Origin of the sequence: Pseudomonas sp. TWRC1-2 (assembly GCF_049896685.1) — a bacterium.
Classification (GTDB): domain Bacteria; phylum Pseudomonadota; class Gammaproteobacteria; order Pseudomonadales; family Pseudomonadaceae; genus Aquipseudomonas.
Genome location: NZ_JAFCUU010000001.1, coordinates 745465 through 771257, shown reverse-complemented (window position 1 = coordinate 771257; position 25793 = coordinate 745465). Strand labels below are relative to the sequence as shown.

Sequence of the window (25793 nt, the reverse complement as noted above, 5' to 3'; positions counted from 1 at the left end):
AAAAAAGGGGCCTTGCACAACTATAGTTGCTGCCCGCCAGACGTCATGTTGATGCACATCAAAGCCAGTGGCTGGTGGTCTGCGGCGGGGTCGGTATAATCGGCGCCCTTTTGTGATCCTTTTGCCCGTGAGCCCGATGAACCTGCCCGAAATCCACGAATTCCTCGGCTGCCGCACCCCCGACGCCTGGGTCCAGGCTGCCTTGGCCGATCAGGCAACCCTGCTGATCGACCACAAGAACTGCGAATTCAAAGCCGCCAGCACCGCCTTGAGCCTGATTGCCAAGTACCACGCGCATGTTGACCTGATCAATATGATGTCGCGCTTGGCGCGCGAAGAGCTGGTGCACCACGAGCAAGTCATGCGCCTGATCAAAAAGCGCAAAGTCGAGCTGCGCCAACTGCACGCCGGCCGTTATGCCTCGGGTTTGCGCAAAGTGGTGCGCAGCCATGAACCGGTCAAACTGGTGGACACCCTGGTGGTCGGCGCCTTCATTGAAGCGCGCAGTTGCGAGCGTTTCGAAGCGCTGGTGCCGCATTTGGACGAAGAACTCGGCAAGTTCTATTTCGGTCTGCTCAAAAGCGAGGCGCGGCACTTCCAGGGTTACTTGAAACTGGCCTACCAGTATGGCGACGCCAAAGACATCGCCCAGGTGATCGAGCGGGTCAGGGCGACCGAGCAGGAACTGATCGAATCACCCGACATCGAGTTCCGCTTTCACAGTGGCGTGCCAGCCTGAGGCGACGGCCACGCCCAGCAGTGCGGTGATCCCGGTCAGCAGCAGGATCACCGTTTGTGTGCCCAGCGGCGCCGCCAGCACGCCAATCAACAAACCCGCCAACGGCTGCGACAGGTTGTTGAGCAGCGTGATCACGCCCACGGTTTTGCCAAAATCCTGTACCGGAATCACGCGCTGACGGGTGCTGCGCAGGTACAGGTTAAACATCTTGTCGAAGCCGGTGATCAGCAGGAACCCGAAGGTGTAGGCCCACACGTTGGGGCTGATGGCCGTGATCAGCGCACCCACGCCGATCATCGAATACGACAGGCCGCCCAGTACCTTCAACGGCAAGGTTGCGCGCGCCAGGTAAAACAGAATCCCGATCGTCACCACCGCGCCCGCAGCTTGCAGCAGGGCGTACGTATCCTTGCCGGCGCCATAGTGGCCGGTGACCATCGCCGCCGACGTGGCCAGCGTCACGCCAATAATCAGGTTCACGCCCACCGCCAGGGTGATGATCCGCTTCAATTCGGCGAGCGTGCGGATATGCCCGAAGGCAATGCGCAGCGGTTGCAGCCAGATGTCCCGGTGCTGCTCGAAGGTTGGCAGGCTCACCGCGCTGGTGCGCTGCCACAGCAGCATGGCCAGGTCCGCCAGCACAAACAGCCCGGCAACCCCCAGCACCACCCAATGCCAGGCCCACACTTCAAGCATCAGCGCCGCCAGCAGCGGGCCGAGCACCAGGCCACTCTGGTCGGCGATTTGTGAATAGGAAAGGGTCTTGGCGTAGGTGTACTGCTTGAAAATATGCGGCATCAACACTTCACGCGCCATGATGCCCTGGGTGGTCAGCACGCCGCACAGCGCCGAGAGCATGACGATCCAGTAAATGCCGTCGAACACGCCGTACAAGGCCACGGCCACCACGCAGGCCAGCGCCCGGTAAACCTGGCTGATATGCAGGATGCGCACTGGTGAAATTTTGTCGCACACCGCGCCACACACCGGGAAGGCCAGGTAACGCGGCAGTGACTCGACAAAAAACGCCAGGCCGGCCCAGGACACACTCTGGGTGGTCTGGAACACGATCAGTGGCACGATAAACAACAGAATCTGGTCCGCCAGCCGCGACAGAAACAGCGAAACAAAGAACGCCAGGTAATCCTTGCGCATACAACTCCCTGTGAATGGCGTTAAAGATTGCAGGCTATTTGTTAAAAACTCTTAAAAGCATGAAGCTTGGTCGGCCACTGATGGCCAGCGGCTTCTGTTGAGCAGCTTGCCACCTATAATGCCCGCACTTCAATCCGCGCAGCCACACTGAGAATTTATGGAAAACCTGGGTCTGGGCAAGGTCTTGCTCGTTGAGGACGATGAAAAGCTGGCAGGGCTGATCGCGCACTTCCTGTCGCAACACGGTTTCGAGGTGCGGGTGGTGCACCGCGGTGACGAAGCCCTGGCGGCGTTTCTCGACTTCAAGCCGAAAATCGTCGTGCTCGACCTGATGCTGCCCGGCCAGAGCGGCCTGCACGTGTGTCGCGGGATTCGTAACCTGTCCGACACGCCCATCGTGATCCTGACCGCCAAGGAAGACGACCTGGACCATATCCTCGGCCTTGAGTCCGGTGCCGACGACTACGTCATCAAACCCATAAAACCTCCGGTGCTGCTGGCGCGATTGCGTGCGCTGCAACGTCGCCAGGTGCCCGAACCCACCGTGCGCGGCTCGCTGGAGTTTGGCCGGCTGGCGATTGACCGCAGTTGCCGGGTGGTCAGCCTGGGCGGTGAGAAGATCGACCTCACCACCATGGAATTCGAACTGCTCTGGCTGCTGGCCAGCAGCGCGGGCAAGATCCTCTCGCGCGACGACATTCTCAACCGCATGCGCGGCATTGCCTTCGATGGCCTGAACCGCAGCGTCGACGTGTACATCAGCAAACTGCGCAGCAAACTCAATGACAACCCGCGTGAGCCGGTGTGCATCAAGACCATCTGGGGCAAGGGCTATCTGTTCAATCCATTTGCGTGGGAGGTTTAGATGCTGCGGCTGTTTCTGCGCCTGTATGTGATCCTGGCGCTGGGGTTGGCGGGCGCGATCTGGCTGGTCAACTACACCTTCGACGAGTTACTGCCCGAGGCCAACGAAACCTATAACCGCGAGGCGCTGCGCGGTCCGGCCTATGGCTTGGTGGAGCAGTTGCGGCCCTTGCAAGGCGAGGCCCGGCAGGCGCGCCTGGCCCAACTGCAGCCTCATTATGGTTTGCGCCTCAAGCTGGTGCAGAGCGACACCCAGGCGCTGACCGAGCGCGAACAGCAGCTGTTGGCCGACGGCTTGCTGGTGGTGCGCGGGGATTTCATGGAGTTCCTGACCAATATCGACGGCGGGCCGCAACTGCTGGAAATCAAACTGCCGGAAGAGCCCAAGTGGCTGTACCTGTGGGCCTATGGTTTTCTCGGCTTGTGCCTGGCCATCGTCCTGTATTTCTGGGTTCGCCCGCACTGGCGCGACCTGGAGCATATCCGGCTGGCCGCGCAACGCTTTGGCGACAACGACCTGGCGTCGCGCATCCTGCTGCCGCGCCGTTCCACCGTGCGTGAGCTGGCCGGGCACTTCAACCAGATGGCCGAGCGCATCGAAAGCCTGATCGCCAACCAGCGCGAACTGACCAACGCCGTTTCCCACGAACTGCGCACACCGATTGCGCGCTTGTCGTTCGAGCTTGATCAACTCAGGCAGCAGGCCGACCCGCGCCAGAGCCGTGAACTGATCGCCGACATGTACGCCGACCTGGGCGAACTGGAGGAAATGGTTTCCGAACTGTTGACCTACGCCAGCCTGGAGCGCGGCGCCACCCAGGTTACCCGTGAAAACATCGAGGCCCACAGTTGGCTCGACAGCGTGATCGGCAGCGTGGCCCTGGAGGCTGAAGCGGCGGGTGTGCAGCTGTCGCTGCGTACCTGTGAGGTCGACTTTATCCAAATCGAACCGCGCTTTATGGCGCGCGCCGTGATCAATCTGCTGCGCAACGCCATTCGCTACGCCGAGCGCCGTGTTGAAGTGTCGTTGATCAGTTTTGGCAGCGGTTACGAAGTGCGCGTCAATGACGACGGCCCCGGTGTGCCGATGGAAGGGCGGGCAAAGATCTTCGAACCCTTCCTGCGCCTCGACGCCAGCCGCGACCGCCGCACAGGCGGCTTCGGCCTGGGCCTGGCCTTGGTAAAACGGGTCAGCCAGTGGCATGGCGGACACGTGGAAGTGCTGGATTCGGAGTGGGGCGGAGCGTCGTTTCGAATGACCTGGGCGTATGCCGAGTAAGGCTTGGCGTGGATTCAGCAATGCCCATGTGGGAAAGGCCTTGCCAGCTCCCACATTTGACCGAGTACAAACGAACAGCACACCCATCTACCTGATGCACAGAGATCCAACTGTGGGAGCGGGCTTGCTCGCGAAGGCGGTGGTTCAGTCAGCTCATGTGTCACTGACATACCGCTTTCGCGAGCAAGCCCGCTCCCACAATTTGACCGAGTTCAGTTGCCAGCACCGCACGGCTTTGCTTTTGTGTGGGAGCTGGCTTGCCTGCGATGCAGGCAACTCGGCGTACCAGTGAAACCGAGTCGATGCCATCGCAGGCAAGCCAGCTCCCACCTTTGACCATCTACCTGATGCACTTCGAATGCTAGGGCTGCGCGGGCCAACAATCTTTGGGCGCTTTGTCGGAAAACGGTCAAAGACTGTTAACGGGTCAACCCGAGGCGTTCATGCCATTGGGCGATGGATTCTTCGGGGTATTCGTCGAACTGCAGGTCGCCTTTGCGCACGCTGACTTCAACCCAGGGCGCCCTGGAGCCGAGCATCAAGTGCGTGTGTTCCGGCGGCACCGGCAATGGCGTGTCGATGGCTGAGGCGAACGGATGAATCAGCTCCGGCCACTGCGGGCTGAACAGCCACAATGCGCTGCCGCATTGCGAGCAGAAATGCCGTTCGGCGGTGCTCGCATGTGCACGGCTGGCGCCCTCGGGCTTGAGCCTGGCGTGGTAGATCGAAATCTGTTTGCGCCCCTGAACCTTCAGGCTTTGCGTATCACCGGCAAGGTTGATCGCATAACCGCCGCCGCCTTGGGTTTTGCGGCAGATCGAGCAGTAGCAGCGCTGGTAGGGGTACGGGTGCTGGCTGGTCAGACTGAACGTTACGGCGCCGCAATGGCAGGATCCTTCGAGTTGCATGGCAGTCTCCTCTGGCAAGGTGACTGTTCAGCTTAGGCGCTTTGCGGCATCAGGGTAGCAATCAGCGCCCGAATGGTGCCCGGCAGTGCTTCCAGTTCGCGCACCAGAATACTGCGCTCGCGAATGGCCCAGGGTTCATCCAGTTTGACCGCCACCAACTGCATGGTCCGGCTGTGCCGCACGGCCGCAGACTCGGGAATGATGCCGATGCCCACGCCAGCCTCGACCATCCGGCAGATCGCCTCAAAGCTCGACACCTGGATACGCAGCGACAAATGCTTGCCAAGCCGTTCCACGTGCTCGCGCAAAAAGGTTAACAGCGTGCTGCCTTCGTGCAGGCCGATATGTTGGTAGGCAAGGGTTTGTTCCAGCGTCACCGACGGCTGGTCGGCCAAGGGGTGGCCGACGGGCACCATCAGCACCAGTTCATCGGTGCTGAAATGCAGCACCTGCAAACCTGCCGCTTCAACCGGCCCGGCGATGATGCCCATGTCGCTGGTGCCATCGAGCACACCGCGCACGATATCGCGGGACAGCCGCTCTTGCAGGTCGACGGTCACGCCAGGGCGCTGGGACAGGAAGCCCGCCAGCACCTCCGGCAAAAACTCAGTGACCGCCGTGGTGTTGGCGAAGATGCGGATATGCCCGGCCGAATCCACGCCGTATTGGGTGAACTCGCTCTTGAGGTAATCCACCTGGCGCATGATCAGCCGCGCATGGTGCAGCAAGCGTTCGCCCGCCGGGGTGATCTCCACGCCCCGACTGTCGCGGTACAGCAGGCGCGTGTCGAGCTGGCCTTCCAGCGCCTTGATCCGCGCACTGGCGGCAGCGGGCGAGAGAAACGCGCGTTTCGCGCCTTGGGTCAGGCTGGGGGATTCGGCGATATGGATAAACAGGCGCAGGTCGGCGAGATCGAAGTGCATGCAAAACACCTATTCGGCAACGGTGAAGATCAATTGTGGGCGCAGGCAAGCCAGCTCCCACAGGGATAGGGGTGTGCATCAAATTGTCGGCGTTCAGCATAACCGAACGCTGGTTTATTGAAATGCAAATTCTCAGAACGGGCACGCGCTTGCATGATCCGGGGCAGACCACCACTGCCAGAGGATGTGTACCCGATGAGCGCCACCGATTGGATCGGCCGAAGTGAAACCGCCCACGACCACCTGAGCCATAACCTGCTCAAGCGTATTGCCGCGACCTTCGGCGAAGCGGTGCCCCAGGATGGCGAGGCCGTTCCACCGTTGTGGCAGTGGTGTTTTTTTCAAGACCCGCTGCCCGAACCGGCCCTGGGCACCGACGGCCACCCGGCGCGTGGCGGCTTCCTGCCACCGGCGGACAACCGCAATCGCATGTGGGCCGGTGGGCGCATCGAGTTCCTGCACGCCTTGCGCGCCGGTGAGGCGGCCACCCGCGAATCGACCATCACTCAGGTCGAAGAAAAGACCGGCCGCACCGGTTCGCTGCTGTTTGTCACCGTGCGCCATGACTATTCCCAAGGCGGTCGCCTGGCGATTCGCGAAGAACAGGACATTGTCTACCGCGAACCCACGCCACCCAAGCAGGGCAGCGGCGAGGCACTGGCCCAGGGTGAATGGCAGGAGACGGTCGACCCCACGCCAACCCTGCTGTTTCGCTACAGCGCCGTGACCTTCAACGGCCACCGCATCCATTACGACTACCCCTACGTCACCGGCACCGAAGGCTACTCGGGCCTGGTGGTGCATGGGCCGTTGATCGCCACCTTGAGCCTGCGCGCGTTTTGCCGCGCCCATCCGCAAGCCAGCCTGCGCCGGTTTGCCTATCGCGGCGTGCGCCCGTTGATCGCGCCGCAGCCGTTTGCGCTGAGCGGGCGCGTGACGGCACCCGGCGTGGCGCAGTTGTGGGCCGGCAATGCCGAGGGCGTGGCGCAAACAGCCGAACTGCATTTCGAATAACACCAGAACAACAGGCGGAGAGCCGTTAATGAACCCCAATGACAACGAAGAACTCAATGCCATCCGCGAAGGCGTGCGCGCCCTGTGCGCCGAATTCGATGCCGCTTACTGGCGCAGGATCGACGAACAAAAAGGCTTCCCCGAAGCCTTCGTCAAAGCGCTGACCGACGCCGGCTGGCTGTCGGCGATGATCCCGGAAGAATACGGCGGCTCCGGCCTGGGCCTGGCCGAAGCCTCGGTGATTCTTGAAGAAGTGAACCGCTGCGGCGGCAATTCCGGCACCGTTCACGGCCAGATGTACAACATGTTCACCTTGCTGCGCCATGGCAGCGACGCGCAGAAAAGCTTCTACCTGCCCAAGCTCGCCAGCGGCGAACTGCGTCTGCAATCGATGGGTGTCACCGAGCCCACCACCGGCACCGACACCACCAAGATCAAGACCACCGCGATTCAGCGTGGCGACAAATACGTGATCAATGGCCAGAAAGTCTGGATCTCGCGCGTACAGCATTCCGACCTGATGATTCTGCTGGCGCGCACCACGCCACTGGCCGAGGTGAAGAAAAAGTCCGAGGGCATGTCGATCTTCCTGGTGGACCTGCGCGAAGCCATCGGCAACGGCCTGACCGTGCAGCCCATCGCCAACATGGTCAACCACGAAACCAACGAGCTGTTCTTCGACAACCTGGAGCTGCCCAAGGGCAGCCTGATCGGCGAGGAGGGCAAGGGCTTCAAATACATCCTCGACGGCCTGAATGCCGAGCGCACGCTGATAGCCGCCGAATGCATTGGCGACGGCCGCTGGTTTATCGAAAAGGCCAGCGCTTATGCCCGCGACCGCGTGGTATTTGGCCGACCTATCGGGCAGAACCAGGGCGTGCAGTTCCCGATTGCCGAAGCGCACATCGAGATTGAGGCAGCGGACCTGATGCGCTGGCGCGCATGCGCGGAGTACGACAGCGGCCAGAATGCCGGGGCCAGCGCCAACATGGCCAAGTACCTGGCAGCCAAGGCATCGTGGGAAGCGGCCAACGCGTGCCTGCAAACCCACGGCGGTTTCGGGTTTGCCTGCGAGTACGACGTGGAGCGCAAATTCCGCGAAACCCGCCTGTACCAGGTGGCGCCGATCTCCACCAACCTGATCCTGTCCTACGTGGCCGAGCATTTGCTCGAACTGCCACGCAGCTTCTGAGGGCCTGACCATGAGCCATACCCAAGCCCTGTGTCGGTTCCTCGCCGAGTTGAACTACGAACACTTGCCCGAAAACGTGCTGGCGCGCACCGAAGACCTGTATCTGGATTGGCTCGCCTCTGCATTGGCGAGCAAAGGCGCGCACCCGATTCCTTTGTTCGAGCGCTATGCGCACAAGATGGGCCCGAGCAGCGGCCCGGCGCAGATCATCGTCAGTGGCGCCAGCAGCAGCGCGTATTTCGCCGCGCTGGTCAACGGCGCCGCGTCCCATCTGGTGGAGCAGGATGACCTGCACAACAGCTCCGTGCTGCACCCGGCCACGGTGGTGTTTCCGGCTGCCTTGGCCGCCGCGCAAGACCTCGGCAAATCCGGCCGCGAGTTGCTGCTGGCGTCGGTGGCGGGCTATGAGGCCGGGATTCGCATCGGCGAATTCATGGGGCGTTCTCACTACCGTATCTTCCACACCACGGCGACTGTCGGCACCCTGGCCGCGGCCGTTGCGGTGGGCAAGCTGCTGGATTTCAACGAAGAACAATTCATCAACCTGCTCGGCAGCGCCGGCACCCAGGCCGCCGGCCTTTGGGAGTTCCTGCGCGATGCCGCCGACTCCAAGCAACTGCACACCGCCAAGGCTGCCGCCGATGGCTTGCTCGCCGCGTACCTGACCGCAGACGGCCTGACCGGCGCGCGCAATATTCTTGAAGGCGACCAAGGGTTGGCGGCGGGCATGTCCAGTGACGCGCAGCCGAGCAAATTGTCGGCCGACCTGGGCACGCGCTGGGCGCTGCTGGAAACCTCGTTCAAGTTTCACGCCTCGTGCCGCCATACCCATCCTGCCGCCGATGCGCTGTTGGATTTGATGCAGCGCGAAGGGCTGGGCGCTGAGCAGATCGCCCGCGTGCAAACCCGTGTGCACCAGGGCGCCATCGATGTTCTGGGCCGCGTGGCAGTGCCCGCGACCGTGCACCAGGCCAAGTTTTCCATGGGTACGGTGCTCGGCCTGATCGCCGTGCATGGCAAGGCCGGGCTCACCGAGTTTCACCAACTGGCGCTGACCGATCCTGCCGTTGCGAGCTTTCGCGACAAGGTCAGCATGACGCTGGACCCTGAAGTGGACGACGCCTACCCGCAACGCTGGATGGGCCGCGTCACCGTCACCACCACCGACGGGCGCACGCTGCACGGCGCCATCGATGAGCCCAAGGGCGACCCGGGCAACACCTTGAGCCGTGAGGCGCTGGCGGACAAGTTCCAGCGCCTGACCCACTTCAGCGGCGCCCGCTCACCGGCCCAGGCGGATGCACTGATCGACAAGGCCTGGAACCTGCGTAACGCCGCGTCCATGGCCCACTGGCTTTGAGGATTTGTGATGAATAATCAACGACCGCTGGACGGCATCACTGTCGTCAGCTTGGAACACGCGATTGCCGCGCCATTCTGCACGCGTCAATTGGCCGATTTGGGCGCCCGCGTCATCAAGATCGAACGCCCTGGCGCCGGTGATTTTGCCCGCGGCTACGACGAGCGCGTGCGCGGCCTGGCCTCGCATTTCGTGTGGACCAACCGCTCCAAGGAAAGCCTGACCCTGGACCTCAAGCAGGACGAGGCGGGCGCCATCCTCGACACCCTGCTGGCCGACGCCGATGTACTGGTGCAGAACCTCGCACCCGGCGCGGCGGCGCGCATGGGCTTGTCGTTTGAAGCGCTGCACGCGCGTTTCCCACGGCTGATCGTCTGCGATATTTCCGGCTATGGCGAAGGCGGGCCTTACGAGAAGAAAAAGGCCTATGACTTGCTGATCCAGAGCGAGGGCGGCTTTCTGTCGGTGACCGGCGGCCCCGGTGACGACCAGATGGCCAAGGCCGGTTGCTCCATCGCCGATATCTCTGCGGGCATGTACGCCTACAGCGGCATCCTCTCGGCGCTGCTGCTGCGCGGCAAAACGGGCAAGGGCAGCCGCATCGATGTGAGCATGCTCGAAAGCCTGGTGGAGTGGATGGGCTACCCGATGTATTACGCGTTCGACGGCGCGCCGCAACCCCCGCGCGCCGGGGCGGCGCACTCGACGATTTACCCGTATGGGCCGTTTCCCACCGGCGACGGCGGCACGGTGATGCTTGGTTTGCAGAACGAACGCGAGTGGGCGGCGTTCTGCGACAAGGTGCTGCTCACGCCGCGATTGGCCACCGATGAGCGTTTCTCGGCCAACTTCAAGCGTTCGGCCAACCGTGAAGTGCTGCGCCAGATCATTGTCGATAGCTTTGCGCAGCTGGACGCCGAGGCGGTGATCGAGCGTTTGGAAGACGCGCAGATTGCCAGTGCGCGTGTCAACGACATGCAGGGCGTGTGGGACCACCCGCAGCTCAAGGCGCGCGACAGCTGGCGTGAAGTCCAGAGCCCGGCCGGGCCGTTGCCGTCGCTGCTGCCACCGGCGCGCAATGCCGCGTTTACCCCACGGATGGATGCAGTGCCGGCACTCGGGCAGCACAGCCAGAGCATCCTTGATCAGCTCGGCTATTCGGGTGAAGCCATCGACACTCTGCGTGCACGCGGCGTTATCTAATAAGGAATTCAAGTGATGCCAAAGCCTTTGGTTCGTTCGGCCTTGTTTGTGCCCGGCAGTCGCCCGGAGCGGTTTGCCAAAGCGTTGGCCAGTGGCGCCGATGCGGTGATTGTCGATTTTGAAGACGCGGTCGAAGAGCCGCTCAAACGCCAGGCGCGGGATAACCTCGGGGCGTTTCTGCAAGGCCATCCCGAGGCCCAGGTGTGGGTGCGTATCAACGCGCCGGAGCATGCCGAGCATTTTGAAGACGTGGCGTTCTGCAAAGCCCATGCAAATGTGGCAGGCGTGCTGTTGCCCAAAGTCGAGAGCGCGGCGCAGGTCGCCGTGGTGGCGACCACCGGCAAAATGATCTGGCCGATTATCGAAAGTGCGCGGGGTTTGTTGGCAGTGGCTGAAATCGCTCGGGCGCCGCAGGTGGAGCGCCTGTCGTTCGGGGGCCTGGACCTGGCGCTGGACTTGAACCTGAGCAGCCATTCCGCGGCCGCGCAGTTCGCCCTAGACCAGGCACGCATGGCGTTGATCGTGCATTCGCGTGCGGCAGGGCTGGTCGCGCCGCTGGATGGCGTGCACCCGGCTATCGATGACCCTGAAGGTTTACGGCGTTCGATCCGGCACGCCTACGAGATGGGCTTTGCCGGCGCGCTGTGTATTCATCCCAGGCAGGTGGCGGTGATCCACGAGGCCCTGGCGCCGAGCGCCGATGATTTGGCCTGGGCCAAACGCGTGGTGGATGCCGGCGCACACGGGGCAGGGGCCTATCAGATTGATGGGCAGATGGTGGATGCGCCGGTGCTGCTGCGCGCGCAGAGGTTGCTGGCGGCCAAGATATAGCTGACGAAACCGAATCAAAAACTGTGGGAGCTGGCTTGCCTGCGATTGCGGTGGTTCAGCTAACAAATCTACTGCCTGACACACCGCTATCGCAGGCAAGCCAGCTCCCACACTTGATCTTTATTGTTCTGAAGATTGGCGTTCGTCCTAGCCGAACGCAGGTATCTAAAATTCGAAATTCACTACACACGTGACATCAGGCACCTTGCCCTACAACACAACAATAAGAAGGTGATTGTCCATGCTCAAGCTTTCTCGGGCGCTGCTGTGCGCCGCCACGTTGTTTGCCGCGGGCCTGGCCCAGGCGGCGGACCCGATTGTGATCAAGTTCGCCCACGTGGTCGCCGAAAACACCCCCAAAGGTCAGGGCGCGCTGCTGTTCAAGAAGCTCGCCGAAGAGCGCCTGCCGGGCCGCGTCAAGGTTGAGGTGTACCCCAACTCGTCGCTGTTCGGCGACGGCAAGGAGATGGAAGCGCTGCTGCTGGGCGATGTGCAGATGCTGGCGCCGTCGCTGGCCAAGTTCGAGCAGTACACCAAGCAAGTGCAGATTTACGACCTGCCGTTTTTGTTCAACGACCTGGCCGCCGTCGACCGCTTCCAGGCCGCTCAGGGCAAAGCCCTGCTGACCTCGATGCAAGACAAAAACATCCTCGGCCTGGCCTATTGGCACAACGGCCTCAAGCAACTTTCCTCCAACAAAGCCCTGCACGAACCCAAGGACGCTCGTGGCCTGAAGTTCCGTGTGCAAGCCTCCAGCGTGCTTGAGGAGCAGTTCAAGGCGATCCGCGCCAACCCGCGCAAGATGAGCTTTGCCGAGGTCTACCAAGGCCTGCAGACCGGCACCGTGAATGGCACCGAGAACACCTGGTCGAACTATGAAAGCCAGAAGGTCAACGAGGTGCAGAAGTACTTCACCGAGTCCAACCACGGCCTGATCGACTACATGGTGATCACCAACGCCACGTTCTGGAACGGCCTGCCGCCGGACATCCGCACCACCCTGGACCAGATCATGCTCGAGGTCACTGTGGAGGTGAACAAGCAGGCCGAGGCGCTGAACCAGTCGGCCAAGCAGAAGATCATCGACGCCAAGACCAGTGAAATCATCGAACTGACCCCCGAGCAACGCCAGCTCTGGCGCGAAGCCATGCGCCCGGTGTGGCAGAAATTCGAAGGCGAGATTGGCGCCGACCTGATCAAGGCGGCGGACGCGTCCAACCAGTAATTGGGCGAGCACCCAAACCTGCTTTGGAAACGGCTTTAGGTGGGCGCTGGCTTGCCTGCGATGCAGGCAACTCGGTGTATCTGCAGAACCGAGCTGCTCCCATCGCGGGCAAGCCCGGCTCCCACAGGTTGAGCCGATTTCCACCCCGACATCATTCCCGCTTCGCGAGGTTTTGCCATGCAAACGCTAAGGCGCGTCTGGGAGCACCTGGAGGAAGGTTTTATCGCCTTCCTGCTGGCCGCCATGACCCTGGTGACATTTGTCTACGTCATGCTCAACAACATCTACACGCTGTTCTTTTCCCTGGCGGACAAGTGGGCGTGGAGCAGCAACTTCTTCAACGCCCTGGGCGACCACACCATGACCTGGGCCCAGGACATGACCTGGAGCGTGGCGCTGACCAAGGCCATGTTCGGCTGGCTGATTTTCTTCGGCATCTCCTACGGTGTGCGCACCGCCGGCCACCTTGGCGTGGACGCGCTGGTCAAGCTGACCAGGCGGCCGGTGCAACGCTTGCTCGGCATGCTCGCGTGCCTGTGCTGCCTGGCCTACGCGGGGCTGTTCATGGTCGCCAGCTACAAGTGGGTGAGCGCGGTAATGACCGCGCATATTGGCGCCGAAGACCTCGACCAATACGGCGTGGACGTCGGCGACATCGTGATCATCGTACCCATCGGTTTTGCCCTGGTGTTCATCCGCTACCTGGAAATTTTCTACCGCATCTTTACCCACCGTCAGGTCGGGTTGGGCCTGGCCGACGAAGCCGGCGAGGCCAGCAAGTTGGCCGGCAGCCATGAGGAGCGTCACTGATGGCCGTGCTCTGTCTGTTTTTGCTGCTGTTCGTGTTCATGTTCCTCGGCGTGCCGATTGCGATTTCCCTCGGACTGTCCGGCGCGGTGTCGATCCTGATGTTCAGCCAGGACTCGGTGAGTTCGCTGGCGATCAAACTGTTTGAAACCTCTGACGCCTACACCTTTCTGGCGATTCCGTTCTTCCTGTTGTCCGGTGCGTTCATGACCACCGGCGGCGTGGCGCAGCGTTTGATCGACTTCGCCAACGCCTGTGTCGGCCACATCCGTGGCGGCCTGGCGATTGCGGCGGTGTTGGCGTGCATGCTGTTTGCCGCGCTGTCGGGCTCATCGCCGGCGACGGTGGCAGCGGTGGGTTCGATTGCCGTGGCGGGCATGGTGCGCTCCGGTTACCCGAAGGAATTCGGCGCGGGGATCATCTGTAACGCCGGGACCCTGGGCATTCTGATTCCGCCCTCGATTGTGATGGTGGTGTACTCGGCGGCCACCGAAACCTCGGTGGGCAAGCTGTTTATGGCCGGTGTGATTCCGGGCTTGCTGCTGGGCTTGATGTTGATGGTCGCGATCTACATCGTTGCGCGCATCAAAAAACTGCCGGCTCAACCGCGTGCGACCTTTCGTGAATGGCTGACCTGTGCGCGTCGGGCGTTCTGGGGCTTGCTGTTGCTGGTGATCATCCTCGGCGGCATCTACAGCGGCATGTTCACCCCGACCGAAGCAGCAGCGGTGGCGGCGGTGTACTCGGCGTTCGTGGCGTTGTTCATCTACAAGGACATGAAATTTCGCGACTGCCCCAAGGTGTTGCTGGAGTCCGGGCGCCTGGCGATCATGCTGATGTTTATCATCGCCAACGCCATGCTGTTCGCCCACGTGCTGACCACCGAGCAGATCCCGCAGGAAATCACCGCCTGGGTGATCTCTGAAGGCCTCACGCCGATCGGCTTTCTGATCATGGTCAATATCGTGTTGCTGGTGGCGGGCAGCTTTATGGAGCCCTCGGCCATCGTGTTGATCCTGGCGCCGATCTTCTTCCCGATTGCCATGAAGTTGGGCATCGACCCGATTCACCTGGGGATCGTGATGGTGGTGAATATGGAAATCGGCCTGGTGCACCCGCCGGTGGGGTTGAACCTGTTCGTGACCTCGGCGGTGACCGGCCTGACCCTGGGGCAGACCATCCGCGCGGCGTTGCCGTGGCTGATGATCCTGCTGGTGTTCCTGATTATGGTGACTTACTTGCCGTTTATTTCGCTGGCGTTGCCGCACTGGCTGGGGATGTAACACTCAACAACGCAGTAATACTTTGTGGGAGCCGGGCTTGCCCGCGATGAGGGCGTGCCAGACGCTGCATATGGCGACTGACACACCGCTATCGCGGGCAAGCCCGCTCCCACAGTTGATGTGTGCGAGGCTTTAGTGATCTATCGCGCTCAAGATCGCGTGTGCCACCTTGACCCGTTCAGCGTTGGGGTAATTCTTGTTCGCCAGCATCACCACGCCCATGTCCTTGCTCGGCACGTACACCACGTACGCCCCGAAACCGCCGGTCGAGCCGGTTTTGTTGTACAGCACATTGGCCGGTTGCGGCTGTGCGGGCGTCAGCCAGTTGACCTTGTGCGGCTCCATTGCCATAGGCGTGGAGTTGCCCTCCAGCAAGGCTTGCAGCGTGACCGGGTAAGGGTAGCGCTCCCAGCCCAGGCCCTGGGTCATGCCGTTCACGGTGTAATAGCCCGCGTGGGTGGTGGCAATCGCCTGTTGCAGCGGCTTTTCCAGGGTTTGCGGGTGCATGTTCACCATCACGTAGTGAGCCAGGTCCTGGGCGCTGGTCTTGATGCCGTAGGCTTCGCTGTCCAGCGCGCCGGGGCTGACGCGTACGGGCTTCTGGTTGTTGTCGTAGCCTTGGGCGTACAGCGCGGATTTGTCCGCGGGCACGCTGACGTGGGTGTTGGTCAAGCCCAGCTTGGGCAGCAGGGTTTTTTCCATGGCCACGTTGAACGGCTGGCCCAGGCTTTGCGCCGCCAGATAGCCGAACAGCCCGATGCTCGGGTTGGAATACAGGCGTTGTGCGCCCGGTGCGTAAGCCGGTTTCCAGTGCAGGAAGTAGCCGAGCATGGTCTCGGCACTGTCGGCAGCGTCGGGAAATTGCAGGGGCAGGCCGCCGGCGGTGTAGGTTGCCAGCTGCAGCAGGCTGATCTTGTCGAAGGCGCTGCCGGCCAATGCGGGCAAGTGCTGGCTGGCGGTGTCGGAGAGCTTGAGCTTGCCGGTCGCCTGGGCGTAACCGCCGAGGGTGGCGGTAAAGGTTTTACTCACCGAGCCGACTTCAAACAGGGTGTTTTCGCTGACCGGCTGCTGGGTCTCTTTTGAGGCCGTGCCGTAGTTAAAGTATTGCACCTTGCCGTTCTGGACCACGGCGACCGCCAGGCCCGGAATGGCCTGTTGTTGCATCAACGGTTTTACGCGGGCGTCTACCACGGCCTGCAGATCAGTTGCCGCCACGCAGTTGCCGGCAGCGATGAATACGGCCAGGGCGGTTAAATTACGCACTCCAAACAGAGAAAGTTGGGGCATGATGTCGCTTCCATGAGGTGATCGATTAAATAGAAAGCCTGCGCAGGCGGGGCAAATGTAGGCAGTTTGCCGGCCGCGATCAAACGATCATATCTCGCACCAGCCATTAGAAAATCTGGGGTCAAGCATGCTGCGTTCCCATCTGCCGCTCAATGCCTTGCGCGCCTTCGAGGCGTCGGCCCGCCACTTGAGTTTTACCCGGGCCGCCATTGAGCTGTGTGTGACCCAGGCGGCGGTCAGCCATCAGGTGAAAAGCCTTGAAGTTCAACTCAATGTCACCTTGTTCAAGCGCCTGCCACGCGGCTTGATGCTCACCCGTGAGGGCGAGACCTTGCTGCCAGTGGTGCGCGAATCGTTTGACCGCATTGCCCAGACGCTCAGCCAGTTCGAAGGCGGGCATTACCGCGAAGTGCTCACCGTAGGCGCGGTGGGCACCTTTACCGTGGGTTGGCTGCTGCCACGCCTGCCGGACTTTCAGGCGCGCTACCCGTTTATCGACCTGCGCCTGTCCACCCACAACAACCGTGTCGACGTGGCCGCCGAAGGCCTGGATTACGCGATCCGCTTCGGCGCTGGCGCCTGGCACGGCACCGACGCCTGTGAATTGCTGGCGGCGCCGTTGACCGTGCTGTGTACGCCCAGCATTGCCGAGCAGTTGCGCACGCCCGTGGATTTGTTGAAACACACCTTACTGCGCTCCTACCGCGCCGATGAATGGAGCCTGTGGCTCCAGGCCGTCGGTTTGCCCGCCGATACCCTGATACCGCGCAGCATTGTGTTCGACTCTTCACTGGCAATGATGGAGGCGGCGCTGCAAGGCATCGGCGTTGCGCTGGCGCCGGCGATGATGTTTTCGCGGCAACTGGAAAGCGATGTGATCCGCCAGCCGTTCGACATCGGCATCACCACCGGCAGTTATTGGCTGACGCGCTTGCAGTCGCGGGCCGAAACCTCGGCGATGCTGGCGTTCAAGGCGTGGCTGCAGGACGTGTGTGCACAGCCGGGAAAACTGTCTTAATGCCACTATCTTGATACAAAATGAAACATCTCTTGGCGGCGAAGCTCTACTGTATCTCCCGTACTGAGTTCATCCATGAAAACCCCGCGCCCCGCCGACCGCATGCCCCACCTCACGCAACTGCGCAACTTGAAGATGGCGCGCTCCGCCCACGCCTATGTGCGCGGCAGCACGGTGCAGTTTTACGAATGGCTGCACAGCCAGCCAGGCCGCCGCTTGCCGCACGGCCCGGCGATCTGGATCTGCGGCGATTGCCACGCCGGCAACCTGGGCCCGACCGGCGATATCAAGGGCCGTATCGACATGCACATCCGCGACCTTGACCAGACCGTGATCGGCAACCCGGCCCACGATCTGGTGCGCCTGGCCTTGTCGTTGGCCACCGCCGCACGCGGCTCGGACCTGCCCGGAGTGACCACCGCGCGCATGCTTGAAGAGATGATCGGCGGCTACGAACAAGCCTTCAAAGACAAGCCCGACGAAGTGCCGCCACGCCCATCCCAGGTCAAGGCCGGCATGCGCAGCGCGGTGGAGCGCACCTGGAAAAACCTGGCGCGTGAACGCATTGAAAACGTGCGGCCGACGATTCCACTGGGCAAGCACTTCTGGGCATTGTCGCGGGCAGAAAAGGGCGCCCTGCAAACCCTCTGCGCCTCGGATGAAATCCACCAGTTGGTCACCTCGCTCAAAGGCCGGCCCAAAGACGCCAAGGTTGAACTGCTGGACTCAGCCTATTGGGTCAAGGGCTGCAGTTCCCTCGGCTTGCTGCGCTATGCGGCACTGCTGGGCGTGGGCGACAAGGATGATCAGGAATATTGCCTGATCGATATCAAGGAAGCCGTCGGCGCCGCTGCACCGCGTACACCGCGCGCGAAGATGCCCCGCGACAATGGGCGACGGGTGGTGGAAGGCGCGCGCCAGCTGTCACCGGGCTTGGGTGAGCGCATGCTGGCGACGCGCTTTTTGGATCACGGATTCTTCATCCGCGAGCTGCTGCCCCAGGACATGAAGCTGGAGCTGGATGAACTCAGCGAAACCGACGCCATGCACGCCGCCGGCTACCTGGCCCGCGTGGTCGGCATCGCCCATGCCCGGCAAATGGACCGCGACACGCGCAAGCAGTGGATGGCGGTGCTGCAGGAAAACCGCTCGAAACAGCTGGATGCGCCGTCGTGGTTATGGACCAGTGTGGTGCAGTTAGTGGGGAGCCATGAGCAGGGTTATCTCAACCATTGTCGGCGGTATGCGTTGGAGCATTGATCTGGAAATCAGCGAAGAGCCAATGTGGGAGCTGGCTTGCTTGCGATAACGGTGGGTCAGCCAGCCTATTGGTTACTGACAGACCACCATCGCAGGCAAGCCAGCTCCCACAGTTTTTTACTGTAAAAATTGAAAATCGGGGTCAGACCACGGTTTTGGATTAAGCGTGGTCTGCCCCTTATTTCTAAGCTGAGAGCCGGCTTGTTGTGGTGAGCGGGCTTGCCCCGCGTTGGGCTGCGCAGCAGCCCCAGAAGCGTCAACGCGGTTTTCCAGATGTATCGCGTCGTCAGGTTTCAGGGCCGCTTCGCGCCCCAACGCGGGGCAAGCCCGCTCGCCACGGCAAGACAGCTTCCACATTTTAGAGTGGGGTCAGGCCAGGTATTTGTGGAACCAGCCGAGGGTTCTTTCCCACGCCAGATTCGCCGCCGCCTCGTCATACCTGGGTGTTGAGTCATTGTGAAACCCGTGGTTGGCGCCCTTGTAGATGTACGCCTCGTACGTCGTGCCCGCCGACTTCAAGGCCTTCTCATACGCCGGCCAACCTTCGTTGATCCGCGTATCCAGCTCGCCGTAGTGCAGCATGATCGGCGCCTTGATGCGCGGCACATCTTTTGCCTCCGGCTGCTTGCCGTAAAACGATACCGCCGCGCCCAATTCGGGGTAAGCCACCGCCGCGGCATTGGTCACGCCGCCGCCATAGCAGAAGCCGGTAATCCCGACTTTGCCGGTGCTGTTGTCGTGGTGCATCAGCCATTCGATGGCGGCGAAGAAGTCGTTCATGAGTTTTTCCGGGTCGACTTTCTGTTGCAGTTCCACGCCTTTTTCATCGTTGCCGGGGTAGCCGCCCATGGAGGTGAGGCCGTCCGGCGCCAGGGCGATGAAGCCGGCTTTGGCCAGGCGGCGGGCGACGTCTTCGATGTAGGGGTTCAGGCCACGGTTTTCGTGAACCACCACCACGGCCGGCACCTTGCCGTTGGCCTTGGCCGGGCGTACCAGGTAGCCGCGCACCGTGCCGTTGCCTTTGGGCGAGGGGTAGGTGATGTAGTCGGCGATGATCTCCGGGTCGGTGAACTTGACCTGTTCGGCCAGCGCATAGTTGGGGCTCAGGGCCGTCAGCAGCGCAGAGGCGGTGAGGCCGCCGAAGGTGAACAGCGCGGCGCGGTCGAGAAATTCGCGGCGGTTGAGCTTGCCGTGGGCGTAGCCGTCGTAGAGTTCCAGCAGTTCGGGGGCAAAGTCTTTCGCGGTGAGACGAGTCATCGGTGCATTCCTCGATTAGCGGTGGCAATCAATGTAGACCAGGATCAGTCCGCGCGACCATGCGCGGCAGCGGCCAGTTGCCCAGTGTCGACGCGCACGAACACCGAGTCACCGATGGCAGTGAGCACGTCACCTGCGTACACCTCGCAGACCACGCGGCTTTTGCGTCCCACCTCGCCCTCAACCCGCGCGCGCAGGCTCAGCGTGACGCCCATGGGCGTGGGTTTGATGAATTTGATGCCGAGGTTGCCGGTGACGCAATCGATGCGCGGCAAGCTGCCGGGTGCACGTTGCTCGGCGCGGTAGTGATAAGCCATGGCCGTCCAGTTGGAGTGGCAGTCCACCAGCATGGCGATCAGGCCGCCGTAGACCAGGTCGGGCCAGCCGCTGTATTTGGCCTCGGGTTGATGCTCGGCGATGACATGGATGCCATCGGCGTCCCAACGGCTTTTGATGTGCAGGCCATGCGGGTTGCTGCCGCCACAGCCGTAGCAGATGCCTTCGGGGGCGGTGATGTCCTGCAGAGAAGGGGTGGGCATGAAAAGTCCTTATTGTTTTTCGCGACTACTCTGTTTAGCAGGACGCGCGCCCGATGGGAATAAATCCATGCCATGGCGTGTTAGCTCAGCACGTGTGTCCTTTTTTCTCGCGGAGCGTTTCATGAAGCGTCGAATGTCCAAGGTGTTTTTGCTGGCCCTCGTCTTCGGTTGGTTTTCCAGCGCGCAGGCCGTGGAATACAAAGACGTCAACCGCACCGCCAGCCAGATCAGCTTTACTTTCCAGCAGTTCGGGCAGCGGGTGTATGGCACCTTCAGCGACTTTGAAGGCACCCTGACGTTCGATACGCAAAAGCCCGAGGCGGCGCATGCGTTGCTCAAGATCCAGCTCGCCAGCATCGACGCCGGCAGCCCGGACGCCAATACCCAGTTGCAACAACCGGCGTGGTTCGACACCACGGCCTATCCGGTCGGCGTGTATGAATCCAGCGGTGCCACCGCGCTGGGCGACAACCGCTACACGATCACCGGCAACCTGACGATCAAGGGCACCACGCGGCCGGTGGACATCACTGTGCAGCTAAAGGAGCAAAGCGGCATCGGCGTGTTCGACGGTGAGTTCGTGCTCAAGCGCGACGACTTCAAGATTGGCGAAGGTGAGTGGGCGGGCAACAGCGTGGTGTCCAACGACATCACCATCAAGTTCAAGATGGTTGCGCCGCAGCGTTAGCGCGCGAAGCGCTTCGCGCCGGCCACGCAGCCGATCACCGCAACCGTCACCAGCACCATGCCGAGGCTGACCTGCTCATGCAGCAGGCCCGCCGCCAGCGCTAGGCCGAAGAAGGGTTGCAGCAACTGCAACTGGCCGACGGCGGCGATGCCCCCCTGGGCCAGGCCGCGGTACCAGAACACAAAGCCGATGAGCATGCTGAACAACGCCACATAGCCCAGGCTCAGCCAGGCCGGCAGGCTGATGCCGCTCAAGGTCGCGGGGGCGAGGATCAGACTCAGCGGCGCCACCACTGGCAGCGACACCACCAGCGCCCAGCAGATCACCTGCCACCCGCCCAAGGTGCGCGACAATGTGGCGCCCTCGGCATAGCCCAAACCGCATGCCAGCACTGCCAACAGCATCAGTACGTCACCCACGGGCGCGGCGCTCAAGCCTTGGGCGACGGCGTAGCCCATCACCAACAGGCTGCCGAGCATCGAAAACAGCCAGAACACCGGGCGCGGCCGCTCGCCGCCACGCAGCACGCCGAATACCGCCGTGGCCAGCGGCAGCAGGCCGATGAAGACAATGGAGTGCGCCGAGGTCACGTATTGCAACGCCAGTGCCGTCAGCAGCGGGAAGCCAATCACCACACCGAGCGCGACGACTGCCAGCGGCATCCACTGCGCGCGTGTGGGGCGTGTCTCCTTGAACACACCGAGCAGGCACAGCCCCAGCGCGGCGGCGAGGGTGGCGCGGATCATGGTCAGAAATACCGGGTCGAACTCCATCACCGCCAGGCGCGTCGCCGGCAGTGAGCCGCTGAAAATGAGCACGCCAATAAAGCCGTTGATCCAACCTTGAGTGCTGCTGTCGAGGCTGTTGAGGCGAAGGGTGCGTTCCATGAGGGCGTGCCTGAAAAGGTTAGGTTGCGTTCGGCCATCCTAGGATCGAAGATTAAGACAATCAAAAAATTGTCATGGATACATCACCTATGCCACGTGCTCGCTACAAGTCGCTGGTCGATGCTTTTGCCGCGGATATCCGCAGCGGTGCGCTGCCACCCGGCACGCGTCTGCCCACCCACCGGCAATTGGCCGCCGACCATGGCCTGGCGCTGGTCACGGCCAGCCGGGTGTACAGCGAGCTTGAGGCGATGGGCCTGGTCAGTGGCGAAACCGGGCGCGGCACTTTCGTGCGCGAGATTTCATTGCCGCCGGGGCAGGGCAGTGGGCAGATGACGGTGGCGACGGGCATGCTCGACCTCAATTTCAACTACCCGTCGCTGCCAGGCCAGGCCGATTTGCTGCGCACGGCGTTGCGCCAACTGGCGCTGTCGGGCGACCTGGAGGCGCTGCTGCGCTACCAGCCCCATGCCGGCCGCCTGCACGAGCGCGCGGCCGTGGCGCGGCACCTGTTGAGCCGAGGGCTGGTGGTGGAGGCCGAGCAAGTACTGGTGGTCAGCGGTGCCCAGCACGGCTTGGCGGTGACGATGATGGCATTGCTCAAACCGGGGGATGTGATTGCCGTCGATGCCCTGACGTATTCAGGCTTTAAAGTGCTGGCCGAAACCCTGCACCTGGAAATCGTCGCGATCCCGGTCACTGCCAGTGGCCCGGATCTGGACGCCCTGCAACGCCTGTGCAGCAAACGCCCGGTGCGCGCGGTGTACAGCATTCCGACCTTGCATAACCCGTTGGGTTGGGTGATGAGCCTGGAACAGCGTGAGGAATTAGTCGGCATTGCCCGACAACACAACCTGATGATCATCGAGGACGCGGCCTACGCGTTTCTGGCAGCAGAAGCGCCGCCACCATTGGCAACCCTGGCGCCTGAGCGCACGGTGTACGTCGGCGGGTTTTCCAAGAGCGTCGCGACCGGGTTGCGGGTCGGCTTTATTGCCGCGCCACCGGCCTGGGTAAAGAAACTGGAACGCACCATCATGGCCACCACCTGGAACGTGCCCGGTGTCATGAGTGCGATGGCCGTGGCCTGGATCGAGGACGGCACGGTCGACCAGCTGGAAGCGCAAAAGCGCCAGGATGCCAGCGCGCGACAGGCCTTGGCGGCGCACGTGCTCAAGGGCGTGCATTACATCAGCCACCCGTCATCGTATTTTCTGTGGCTGCCGCTGGGTGAAGAGGCCAGGGCCGATCAGATCGCCATGGCCTTGCAGCGCGAGGGTATTTCGGTGTCGACCGCCGAGCCGTTTGCGGTCTCGGCAACCGTGCCCCACGCGCTGCGTTTGGCGTTGGGCTCGGTGAGCATGTCGGCGCTGCGCGAGGCGCTGGCGAAGGTTCGCGAGGTGGTGCAATGGTGAGCTGAGGCGCGCCAGCTCACCGCCAGCCATCAGTATTTGTAAGCCTGACGCCCGATCAGCAGCCATTTGCCTTTTTGCTTCTGCCAGACCTGGAAGTTGTCGATGTCGGTTGGCGTGTCTACGCCGCTGTTCACCGCCAGTGCGTGAAAGTGATTGCGCACCAGGGCGGTGTCGCCGTCGAGGGTAATGGTCTGGTTCTGCATTTCGAGGGTCTTAAACGCGCTGGTGTGGGTTTCCAGATCAGCAATGAATTGCTCTTTGTTCTGCACCTTGCCGCTGGAGTGGCCGTAGGTGAGTTTGTCGGAGGTCAGCGCATGAAGCTGCTTGAGGTCCAGGTGCAACATGGCTTGGGTCAGTTGGTCGACCGCTTGGGCCACATCCTTTTCGGCGGGGGCAGGCGCAGCTGCGACGTAGCCGGTGAACAGGCACAGAAAACCGATCAGCACTTTGACGTTTTGCATGGGTGTTTCCTTATTGTTGTTGGGGGCGGGCACGATGATTTAAGTCGTCGTACAACCATGCAATATTTGTGATGGGGAAGGAAAGTGAAATTTCGAAATATCTTGAAAGGGTTAGTCTTCGTCTCGTTATGAACGCAGCGAGGTCTTGTACGACATCCCAACACAAGAGCTGGTGGTGCGAGTTTTGCCTTGCCGCTTCCTGCTCAAGTAGCACATCGCTATGCTACTGCCGACACACCATAAGCGCCCGAGGGGAAAATGGATTTTAACTGGCACAGCGACGTCATTACTCGCGCTACCCCCGTCACCCCCCACTACAAAAACACCCAGAACGTTCGCCGTTTCATGCTTGAACACTGCGGTCCGGGGTTCAAGTTCGACCGGCCTTTCATGGCCTGGATTCGCAGCGACATCCCCAAGACCCTGGGCGATGTGGTGGATGAGTGGCAACGTCGCAACGAGGTTTGACGAGCATGACAGCAGACGAAAAATACCAGGCGGCCCAGCAGCGTCTCGGCTATCAACTGAATGAGTTCAAAATCGGCGGCAACTACACACCCTTGGTGCGCGATGGTCACCACCTGTACATCAGCGGCCAGATCCCGCGGGTTGGCGACACGATCGTGCTGCCCGGCAAAGTCGGCGAAAGCCTGACCCTGGCCCAGGCACAAATCGCCGCCGGCATCAGCGCGCTGCGTTGCCTGGGCTTGCTCAAGCAGGCATTGGGCTCGCTGGATCAAGTCAAGGCCATCGCACGTATCACCGTGTACGTGCGCAGCGCCGAAGACTTTGATCAGCAAAGCGAGGTGGCCAACGGTGCGTCGGACCTGCTACATGAAATTCTCGGCAGCGCCGGCACGCACACCCGCACCTCGGTGGGGGTGATGCAGTTGCCGAAATCGGCAGCGGTCGAGATCGACATGATTGCCGTCGCCCAGGGTTGAAGCCGGCATGATCAGCCAAGGCATGGGCGTACTGATCAACTACGGCATTCACCTGGCGCCGGGGCTGGTGCTGTTTGGGCTGTGGTTTGCGCTGACGCCCAGGGCAATGCAGGCGATGCGCATCCTGATCCTGCTGACGGCATTTGTGTTGATGCGTGACGCGATGACGCCGCTGGGGATGTGGTCGCTCAGCAGCGAGGTGCAGATTGCGTTCAGCGCGAATGCCTTTGTGTTGGCGGCGCTGGGCGGGGTGTCAGTGCTGCTGATCATGTTGCTTGCACGCACGGCGCCGCAGTTATGGCAGCTGATGCGCTGGACCATCGGCAATCCTGCGCTGGGCCTGGCCGTGGGGCTTGTGGTGGGCTGTTTGCTCGGTGTGCCGCTGCGGGTTTACCAGGGCATCGAGGCGTTCAAGATTCACGGCTACTGGGTCTGGCTGCCGGGTATGGTGGTCCTGGCTTATGGCGCGAATGCGTTGGAAGAGGTGCTGTTTCGCGGGTTTTTGCAGGGCTACCTCGAACAGCAAGTGACGCCATGGCGCGCGGCATTGATCAGCGGCGTAGCCTTTGCGGCCTGCCATGCGTTCCTGGCCTTGAGTGTCACCCAGCTGGGCTGGCCGGTATTGCTGTTCACCCTGATCGAAGGGCTGGCCTGCGCACTGGTGCGCATGCGCTACGGCGTGTTGCCGGCGACCGTGGCCCATGGCACGGCCATCCTGCTGATTGCCGTGCCCTACCTGGCTTGATGTGAAATACAGTAAAACTTGTGGGAGCGGGCTTGCCCGCGAAGGCGGCCTTTCAGTGACAAATAGGCTGGCTGATCCACCGCTATCGCAGGCAAGCCAGCTCCCACAATTGGAGCGTGTGTAGGCGGTTGCTGATCGGCGCGGCCTGAAATGCAGTCAAAAACTGTGGGAGCGGGCTTGCCCGCGATAACGGCCTGTCAGTGACAAATGGGCAGGCTGATCCACCGCTATCGCAGGCCAGCCAGTTCCCACAGGTTGAACGTGTTTAGGCTGCTGCTGATCGGCGTGGCCTGAAATGCAGTTAAAACTGTGGGAGCGGGCTTGCCCGCGAAGGCGGTCTGTCAGTGGCAAATAGGCTGGCTGATCCACCGTTATCGCAGGCAAGCCAGCTCCCACAGGTTGACCGTGTTTAGGCTGCTGCTGATTGGCGTGGCCTGAAATGCAGTCAAAAACTGTGGGAGCGGGCTTGCCCGCGAAGGCGGTCTTTCAGTGACAAATGGGCTGGCTGA

Annotated in this window: 26 protein-coding genes; 18 read left to right on the top strand and 8 right to left on the bottom strand. The window is 61.9% G+C overall.

The features are described 5' to 3' along the window. Window positions 1–136 precede the first annotated feature (136 nt). Window positions 137–739, top strand: coding sequence for a tRNA-(ms[2]io[6]A)-hydroxylase (locus ACP7B3_RS03515; protein WP_106580467.1), 603 nt, complete (start codon window positions 137–139; stop codon window positions 737–739). Here ACP7B3_RS03515 and ACP7B3_RS03510 read toward each other — a convergent pair. Further along, window positions 695–1894: an MFS transporter gene (locus tag ACP7B3_RS03510; protein WP_242198264.1), complete on the bottom strand. Its 1200-nt coding sequence runs from the start codon at window positions 1892–1894 to the stop codon at window positions 695–697. The genes ACP7B3_RS03515 and ACP7B3_RS03510 overlap by 45 nt on opposite strands. A gap of 157 nt (window positions 1895–2051) precedes the next feature. On the opposite strand from ACP7B3_RS03510, the gene ACP7B3_RS03505 reads away from it, so the two are divergent. Together ACP7B3_RS03505 and ACP7B3_RS03500 are read left to right on the top strand one after the other, a co-directional pair. Next, a complete protein-coding gene (locus ACP7B3_RS03505) occupies window positions 2052–2759 on the top strand; it encodes a winged helix-turn-helix domain-containing protein (RefSeq protein WP_145166052.1) in 708 nt (235 codons plus the stop codon). Then, window positions 2760–4037 carry an ATP-binding protein gene (locus ACP7B3_RS03500; RefSeq protein WP_426177892.1) on the top strand — a complete coding sequence of 426 codons (1278 nt, stop codon included), beginning with the start codon at window positions 2760–2762 and terminating at the stop codon, window positions 4035–4037. Between the two features lie 419 nt (window positions 4038–4456). Here the strand turns inward: ACP7B3_RS03500 and ACP7B3_RS03495 are convergent, their stop codons facing one another. Further along, the gene (locus ACP7B3_RS03495) at window positions 4457–4945 is read right to left on the bottom strand and encodes a GFA family protein (protein ID WP_145161198.1); all 489 of its coding nucleotides are present in this window, start codon (window positions 4943–4945) and stop codon (window positions 4457–4459) included. 32 nt (window positions 4946–4977) lie between these two features. Further along, complete coding sequence (locus ACP7B3_RS03490; protein WP_145161196.1) at window positions 4978–5868, bottom strand: LysR family transcriptional regulator; 891 nt, start codon at window positions 5866–5868, stop codon at window positions 4978–4980. A gap of 195 nt (window positions 5869–6063) precedes the next feature. Between ACP7B3_RS03490 and ACP7B3_RS03485 the strand changes: the two genes are divergently transcribed. The 8 genes from ACP7B3_RS03485 to dctM all read left to right on the top strand — a co-directional run bounded on the left by ACP7B3_RS03485 (window position 6064) and on the right by dctM (window position 14783). Then, the gene (locus tag ACP7B3_RS03485) at window positions 6064–6882 is read left to right on the top strand and encodes an FAS1-like dehydratase domain-containing protein (RefSeq protein ID WP_426177890.1); all 819 of its coding nucleotides are present in this window, start codon (window positions 6064–6066) and stop codon (window positions 6880–6882) included. Window positions 6883–6910: 28 nt separating this feature from the next. Beyond that, complete coding sequence (locus tag ACP7B3_RS03480) at window positions 6911–8074, top strand: acyl-CoA dehydrogenase family protein (RefSeq protein WP_242198258.1); 1164 nt, start codon at window positions 6911–6913, stop codon at window positions 8072–8074. Between the two features lie 10 nt (window positions 8075–8084). Further along, on the top strand, window positions 8085–9434 hold the full coding sequence (locus ACP7B3_RS03475) for an MmgE/PrpD family protein (protein ID WP_426177887.1): 1350 nt from the start codon (window positions 8085–8087) through the stop codon (window positions 9432–9434). A gap of 9 nt (window positions 9435–9443) precedes the next feature. Next, window positions 9444–10637 carry a CaiB/BaiF CoA transferase family protein gene (locus tag ACP7B3_RS03470; protein ID WP_426177885.1) on the top strand — a complete coding sequence of 398 codons (1194 nt, stop codon included), beginning with the start codon at window positions 9444–9446 and terminating at the stop codon, window positions 10635–10637. 15 nt (window positions 10638–10652) lie between these two features. Then, the gene (locus ACP7B3_RS03465; protein ID WP_426177883.1) at window positions 10653–11468 is read left to right on the top strand and encodes an HpcH/HpaI aldolase/citrate lyase family protein; all 816 of its coding nucleotides are present in this window, start codon (window positions 10653–10655) and stop codon (window positions 11466–11468) included. 241 nt (window positions 11469–11709) lie between these two features. Then, window positions 11710–12693 (top strand): TRAP transporter substrate-binding protein, encoded by a 984-nt coding sequence (locus ACP7B3_RS03460; protein ID WP_145161183.1) that lies wholly within the window; start codon window positions 11710–11712, stop codon window positions 12691–12693. A gap of 177 nt (window positions 12694–12870) precedes the next feature. After that, complete coding sequence (locus ACP7B3_RS03455; protein ID WP_242198250.1) at window positions 12871–13503, top strand: TRAP transporter small permease; 633 nt, start codon at window positions 12871–12873, stop codon at window positions 13501–13503. Further along, the gene (dctM, locus tag ACP7B3_RS03450; protein ID WP_071487261.1) at window positions 13503–14783 is read left to right on the top strand and encodes a C4-dicarboxylate TRAP transporter large permease protein DctM; all 1281 of its coding nucleotides are present in this window, start codon (window positions 13503–13505) and stop codon (window positions 14781–14783) included. Before ACP7B3_RS03455 ends, dctM begins: the two co-directional genes overlap by 1 nt. Before the next feature lie 132 nt (window positions 14784–14915). Here the strand turns inward: dctM and ampC are convergent, their stop codons facing one another. After that, window positions 14916–16070, bottom strand: a complete 1155-nt coding sequence (gene ampC / locus ACP7B3_RS03445; RefSeq protein ID WP_426177880.1) for a class C beta-lactamase — start codon at window positions 16068–16070, stop codon at window positions 14916–14918. A 127-nt stretch (window positions 16071–16197) separates the two neighbouring features. Between ampC and ACP7B3_RS03440 the strand changes: the two genes are divergently transcribed. Together ACP7B3_RS03440 and ACP7B3_RS03435 are read left to right on the top strand one after the other, a co-directional pair. Next, the gene (locus ACP7B3_RS03440; protein ID WP_426177878.1) at window positions 16198–17088 is read left to right on the top strand and encodes a LysR family transcriptional regulator; all 891 of its coding nucleotides are present in this window, start codon (window positions 16198–16200) and stop codon (window positions 17086–17088) included. Between the two features lie 75 nt (window positions 17089–17163). Continuing rightward, on the top strand, window positions 17164–18348 hold the full coding sequence (locus ACP7B3_RS03435) for a DUF2252 domain-containing protein (RefSeq protein ID WP_145161167.1): 1185 nt from the start codon (window positions 17164–17166) through the stop codon (window positions 18346–18348). Window positions 18349–18717: 369 nt separating this feature from the next. Here the strand turns inward: ACP7B3_RS03435 and yghX are convergent, their stop codons facing one another. Further along, window positions 18718–19605 carry a YghX family hydrolase gene (gene yghX, locus ACP7B3_RS03430; protein ID WP_426177875.1) on the bottom strand — a complete coding sequence of 296 codons (888 nt, stop codon included), beginning with the start codon at window positions 19603–19605 and terminating at the stop codon, window positions 18718–18720. A 44-nt stretch (window positions 19606–19649) separates the two neighbouring features. Continuing rightward, window positions 19650–20144: a PaaI family thioesterase gene (locus ACP7B3_RS03425; RefSeq protein WP_426177873.1), complete on the bottom strand. Its 495-nt coding sequence runs from the start codon at window positions 20142–20144 to the stop codon at window positions 19650–19652. 121 nt (window positions 20145–20265) lie between these two features. Between ACP7B3_RS03425 and ACP7B3_RS03420 the strand changes: the two genes are divergently transcribed. Further along, window positions 20266–20832: a YceI family protein gene (locus ACP7B3_RS03420; protein ID WP_426177871.1), complete on the top strand. Its 567-nt coding sequence runs from the start codon at window positions 20266–20268 to the stop codon at window positions 20830–20832. On the opposite strand, the gene ACP7B3_RS03415 is transcribed toward ACP7B3_RS03420, so the two are convergent. Next, complete coding sequence (locus tag ACP7B3_RS03415; protein WP_426177869.1) at window positions 20829–21719, bottom strand: DMT family transporter; 891 nt, start codon at window positions 21717–21719, stop codon at window positions 20829–20831. The two genes, ACP7B3_RS03420 and ACP7B3_RS03415, sit on opposite strands and share 4 nt — an antisense overlap. An 89-nt stretch (window positions 21720–21808) precedes the next feature. On the opposite strand from ACP7B3_RS03415, the gene ACP7B3_RS03410 reads away from it, so the two are divergent. Then, window positions 21809–23134, top strand: a complete 1326-nt coding sequence (locus ACP7B3_RS03410; RefSeq protein WP_426177867.1) for a PLP-dependent aminotransferase family protein — start codon at window positions 21809–21811, stop codon at window positions 23132–23134. Window positions 23135–23163: 29 nt separating this feature from the next. On the opposite strand, the gene ACP7B3_RS03405 is transcribed toward ACP7B3_RS03410, so the two are convergent. Further along, complete coding sequence (locus ACP7B3_RS03405; protein ID WP_426177865.1) at window positions 23164–23595, bottom strand: nuclear transport factor 2 family protein; 432 nt, start codon at window positions 23593–23595, stop codon at window positions 23164–23166. A gap of 258 nt (window positions 23596–23853) precedes the next feature. On the opposite strand from ACP7B3_RS03405, the gene ACP7B3_RS03400 reads away from it, so the two are divergent. The 3 genes from ACP7B3_RS03400 to ACP7B3_RS03390 are packed head-to-tail and all read left to right on the top strand — an operon-like array spanning window position 23854 to window position 25284. Beyond that, window positions 23854–24063, top strand: a complete 210-nt coding sequence (locus tag ACP7B3_RS03400) for a DUF6434 domain-containing protein (RefSeq protein WP_145161156.1) — start codon at window positions 23854–23856, stop codon at window positions 24061–24063. 5 nt (window positions 24064–24068) lie between these two features. After that, window positions 24069–24539 (top strand): RidA family protein, encoded by a 471-nt coding sequence (locus tag ACP7B3_RS03395; protein WP_426177863.1) that lies wholly within the window; start codon window positions 24069–24071, stop codon window positions 24537–24539. Window positions 24540–24546: 7 nt separating this feature from the next. Further along, entirely contained in the window at window positions 24547–25284 is a 738-nt protein-coding gene (locus tag ACP7B3_RS03390) for a CPBP family glutamic-type intramembrane protease (protein WP_426177862.1), read from the top strand. Window positions 25285–25793 lie beyond the last annotated feature (509 nt).

Coding starts and splice junctions, on each gene's coding strand:
- ACP7B3_RS03515 (WP_106580467.1), top strand. CDS start 137: ATGAACCTGCCCGAAATCCACGAATTCCTCGGCTGCCGCACCCCCGAC.
- ACP7B3_RS03510 (WP_242198264.1), bottom strand. CDS start 1,894: ATGCGCAAGGATTACCTGGCGTTCTTTGTTTCGCTGTTTCTGTCGCGG.
- ACP7B3_RS03505 (WP_145166052.1), top strand. CDS start 2,052: ATGGAAAACCTGGGTCTGGGCAAGGTCTTGCTCGTTGAGGACGATGAA.
- ACP7B3_RS03500 (WP_426177892.1), top strand. CDS start 2,760: ATGCTGCGGCTGTTTCTGCGCCTGTATGTGATCCTGGCGCTGGGGTTG.
- ACP7B3_RS03495 (WP_145161198.1), bottom strand. CDS start 4,945: ATGCAACTCGAAGGATCCTGCCATTGCGGCGCCGTAACGTTCAGTCTG.
- ACP7B3_RS03490 (WP_145161196.1), bottom strand. CDS start 5,868: ATGCACTTCGATCTCGCCGACCTGCGCCTGTTTATCCATATCGCCGAA.
- ACP7B3_RS03485 (WP_426177890.1), top strand. CDS start 6,064: ATGAGCGCCACCGATTGGATCGGCCGAAGTGAAACCGCCCACGACCAC.
- ACP7B3_RS03480 (WP_242198258.1), top strand. CDS start 6,911: ATGAACCCCAATGACAACGAAGAACTCAATGCCATCCGCGAAGGCGTG.
- ACP7B3_RS03475 (WP_426177887.1), top strand. CDS start 8,085: ATGAGCCATACCCAAGCCCTGTGTCGGTTCCTCGCCGAGTTGAACTAC.
- ACP7B3_RS03470 (WP_426177885.1), top strand. CDS start 9,444: ATGAATAATCAACGACCGCTGGACGGCATCACTGTCGTCAGCTTGGAA.
- ACP7B3_RS03465 (WP_426177883.1), top strand. CDS start 10,653: ATGCCAAAGCCTTTGGTTCGTTCGGCCTTGTTTGTGCCCGGCAGTCGC.
- ACP7B3_RS03460 (WP_145161183.1), top strand. CDS start 11,710: ATGCTCAAGCTTTCTCGGGCGCTGCTGTGCGCCGCCACGTTGTTTGCC.
- ACP7B3_RS03455 (WP_242198250.1), top strand. CDS start 12,871: ATGCAAACGCTAAGGCGCGTCTGGGAGCACCTGGAGGAAGGTTTTATC.
- dctM (WP_071487261.1), top strand. CDS start 13,503: ATGGCCGTGCTCTGTCTGTTTTTGCTGCTGTTCGTGTTCATGTTCCTC.
- ampC (WP_426177880.1), bottom strand. CDS start 16,070: ATGCCCCAACTTTCTCTGTTTGGAGTGCGTAATTTAACCGCCCTGGCC.
- ACP7B3_RS03440 (WP_426177878.1), top strand. CDS start 16,198: ATGCTGCGTTCCCATCTGCCGCTCAATGCCTTGCGCGCCTTCGAGGCG.
- ACP7B3_RS03435 (WP_145161167.1), top strand. CDS start 17,164: ATGAAAACCCCGCGCCCCGCCGACCGCATGCCCCACCTCACGCAACTG.
- yghX (WP_426177875.1), bottom strand. CDS start 19,605: ATGACTCGTCTCACCGCGAAAGACTTTGCCCCCGAACTGCTGGAACTC.
- ACP7B3_RS03425 (WP_426177873.1), bottom strand. CDS start 20,144: ATGCCCACCCCTTCTCTGCAGGACATCACCGCCCCCGAAGGCATCTGC.
- ACP7B3_RS03420 (WP_426177871.1), top strand. CDS start 20,266: ATGAAGCGTCGAATGTCCAAGGTGTTTTTGCTGGCCCTCGTCTTCGGT.
- ACP7B3_RS03415 (WP_426177869.1), bottom strand. CDS start 21,719: ATGGAACGCACCCTTCGCCTCAACAGCCTCGACAGCAGCACTCAAGGT.
- ACP7B3_RS03410 (WP_426177867.1), top strand. CDS start 21,809: ATGCCACGTGCTCGCTACAAGTCGCTGGTCGATGCTTTTGCCGCGGAT.
- ACP7B3_RS03405 (WP_426177865.1), bottom strand. CDS start 23,595: ATGCAAAACGTCAAAGTGCTGATCGGTTTTCTGTGCCTGTTCACCGGC.
- ACP7B3_RS03400 (WP_145161156.1), top strand. CDS start 23,854: ATGGATTTTAACTGGCACAGCGACGTCATTACTCGCGCTACCCCCGTC.
- ACP7B3_RS03395 (WP_426177863.1), top strand. CDS start 24,069: ATGACAGCAGACGAAAAATACCAGGCGGCCCAGCAGCGTCTCGGCTAT.
- ACP7B3_RS03390 (WP_426177862.1), top strand. CDS start 24,547: ATGATCAGCCAAGGCATGGGCGTACTGATCAACTACGGCATTCACCTG.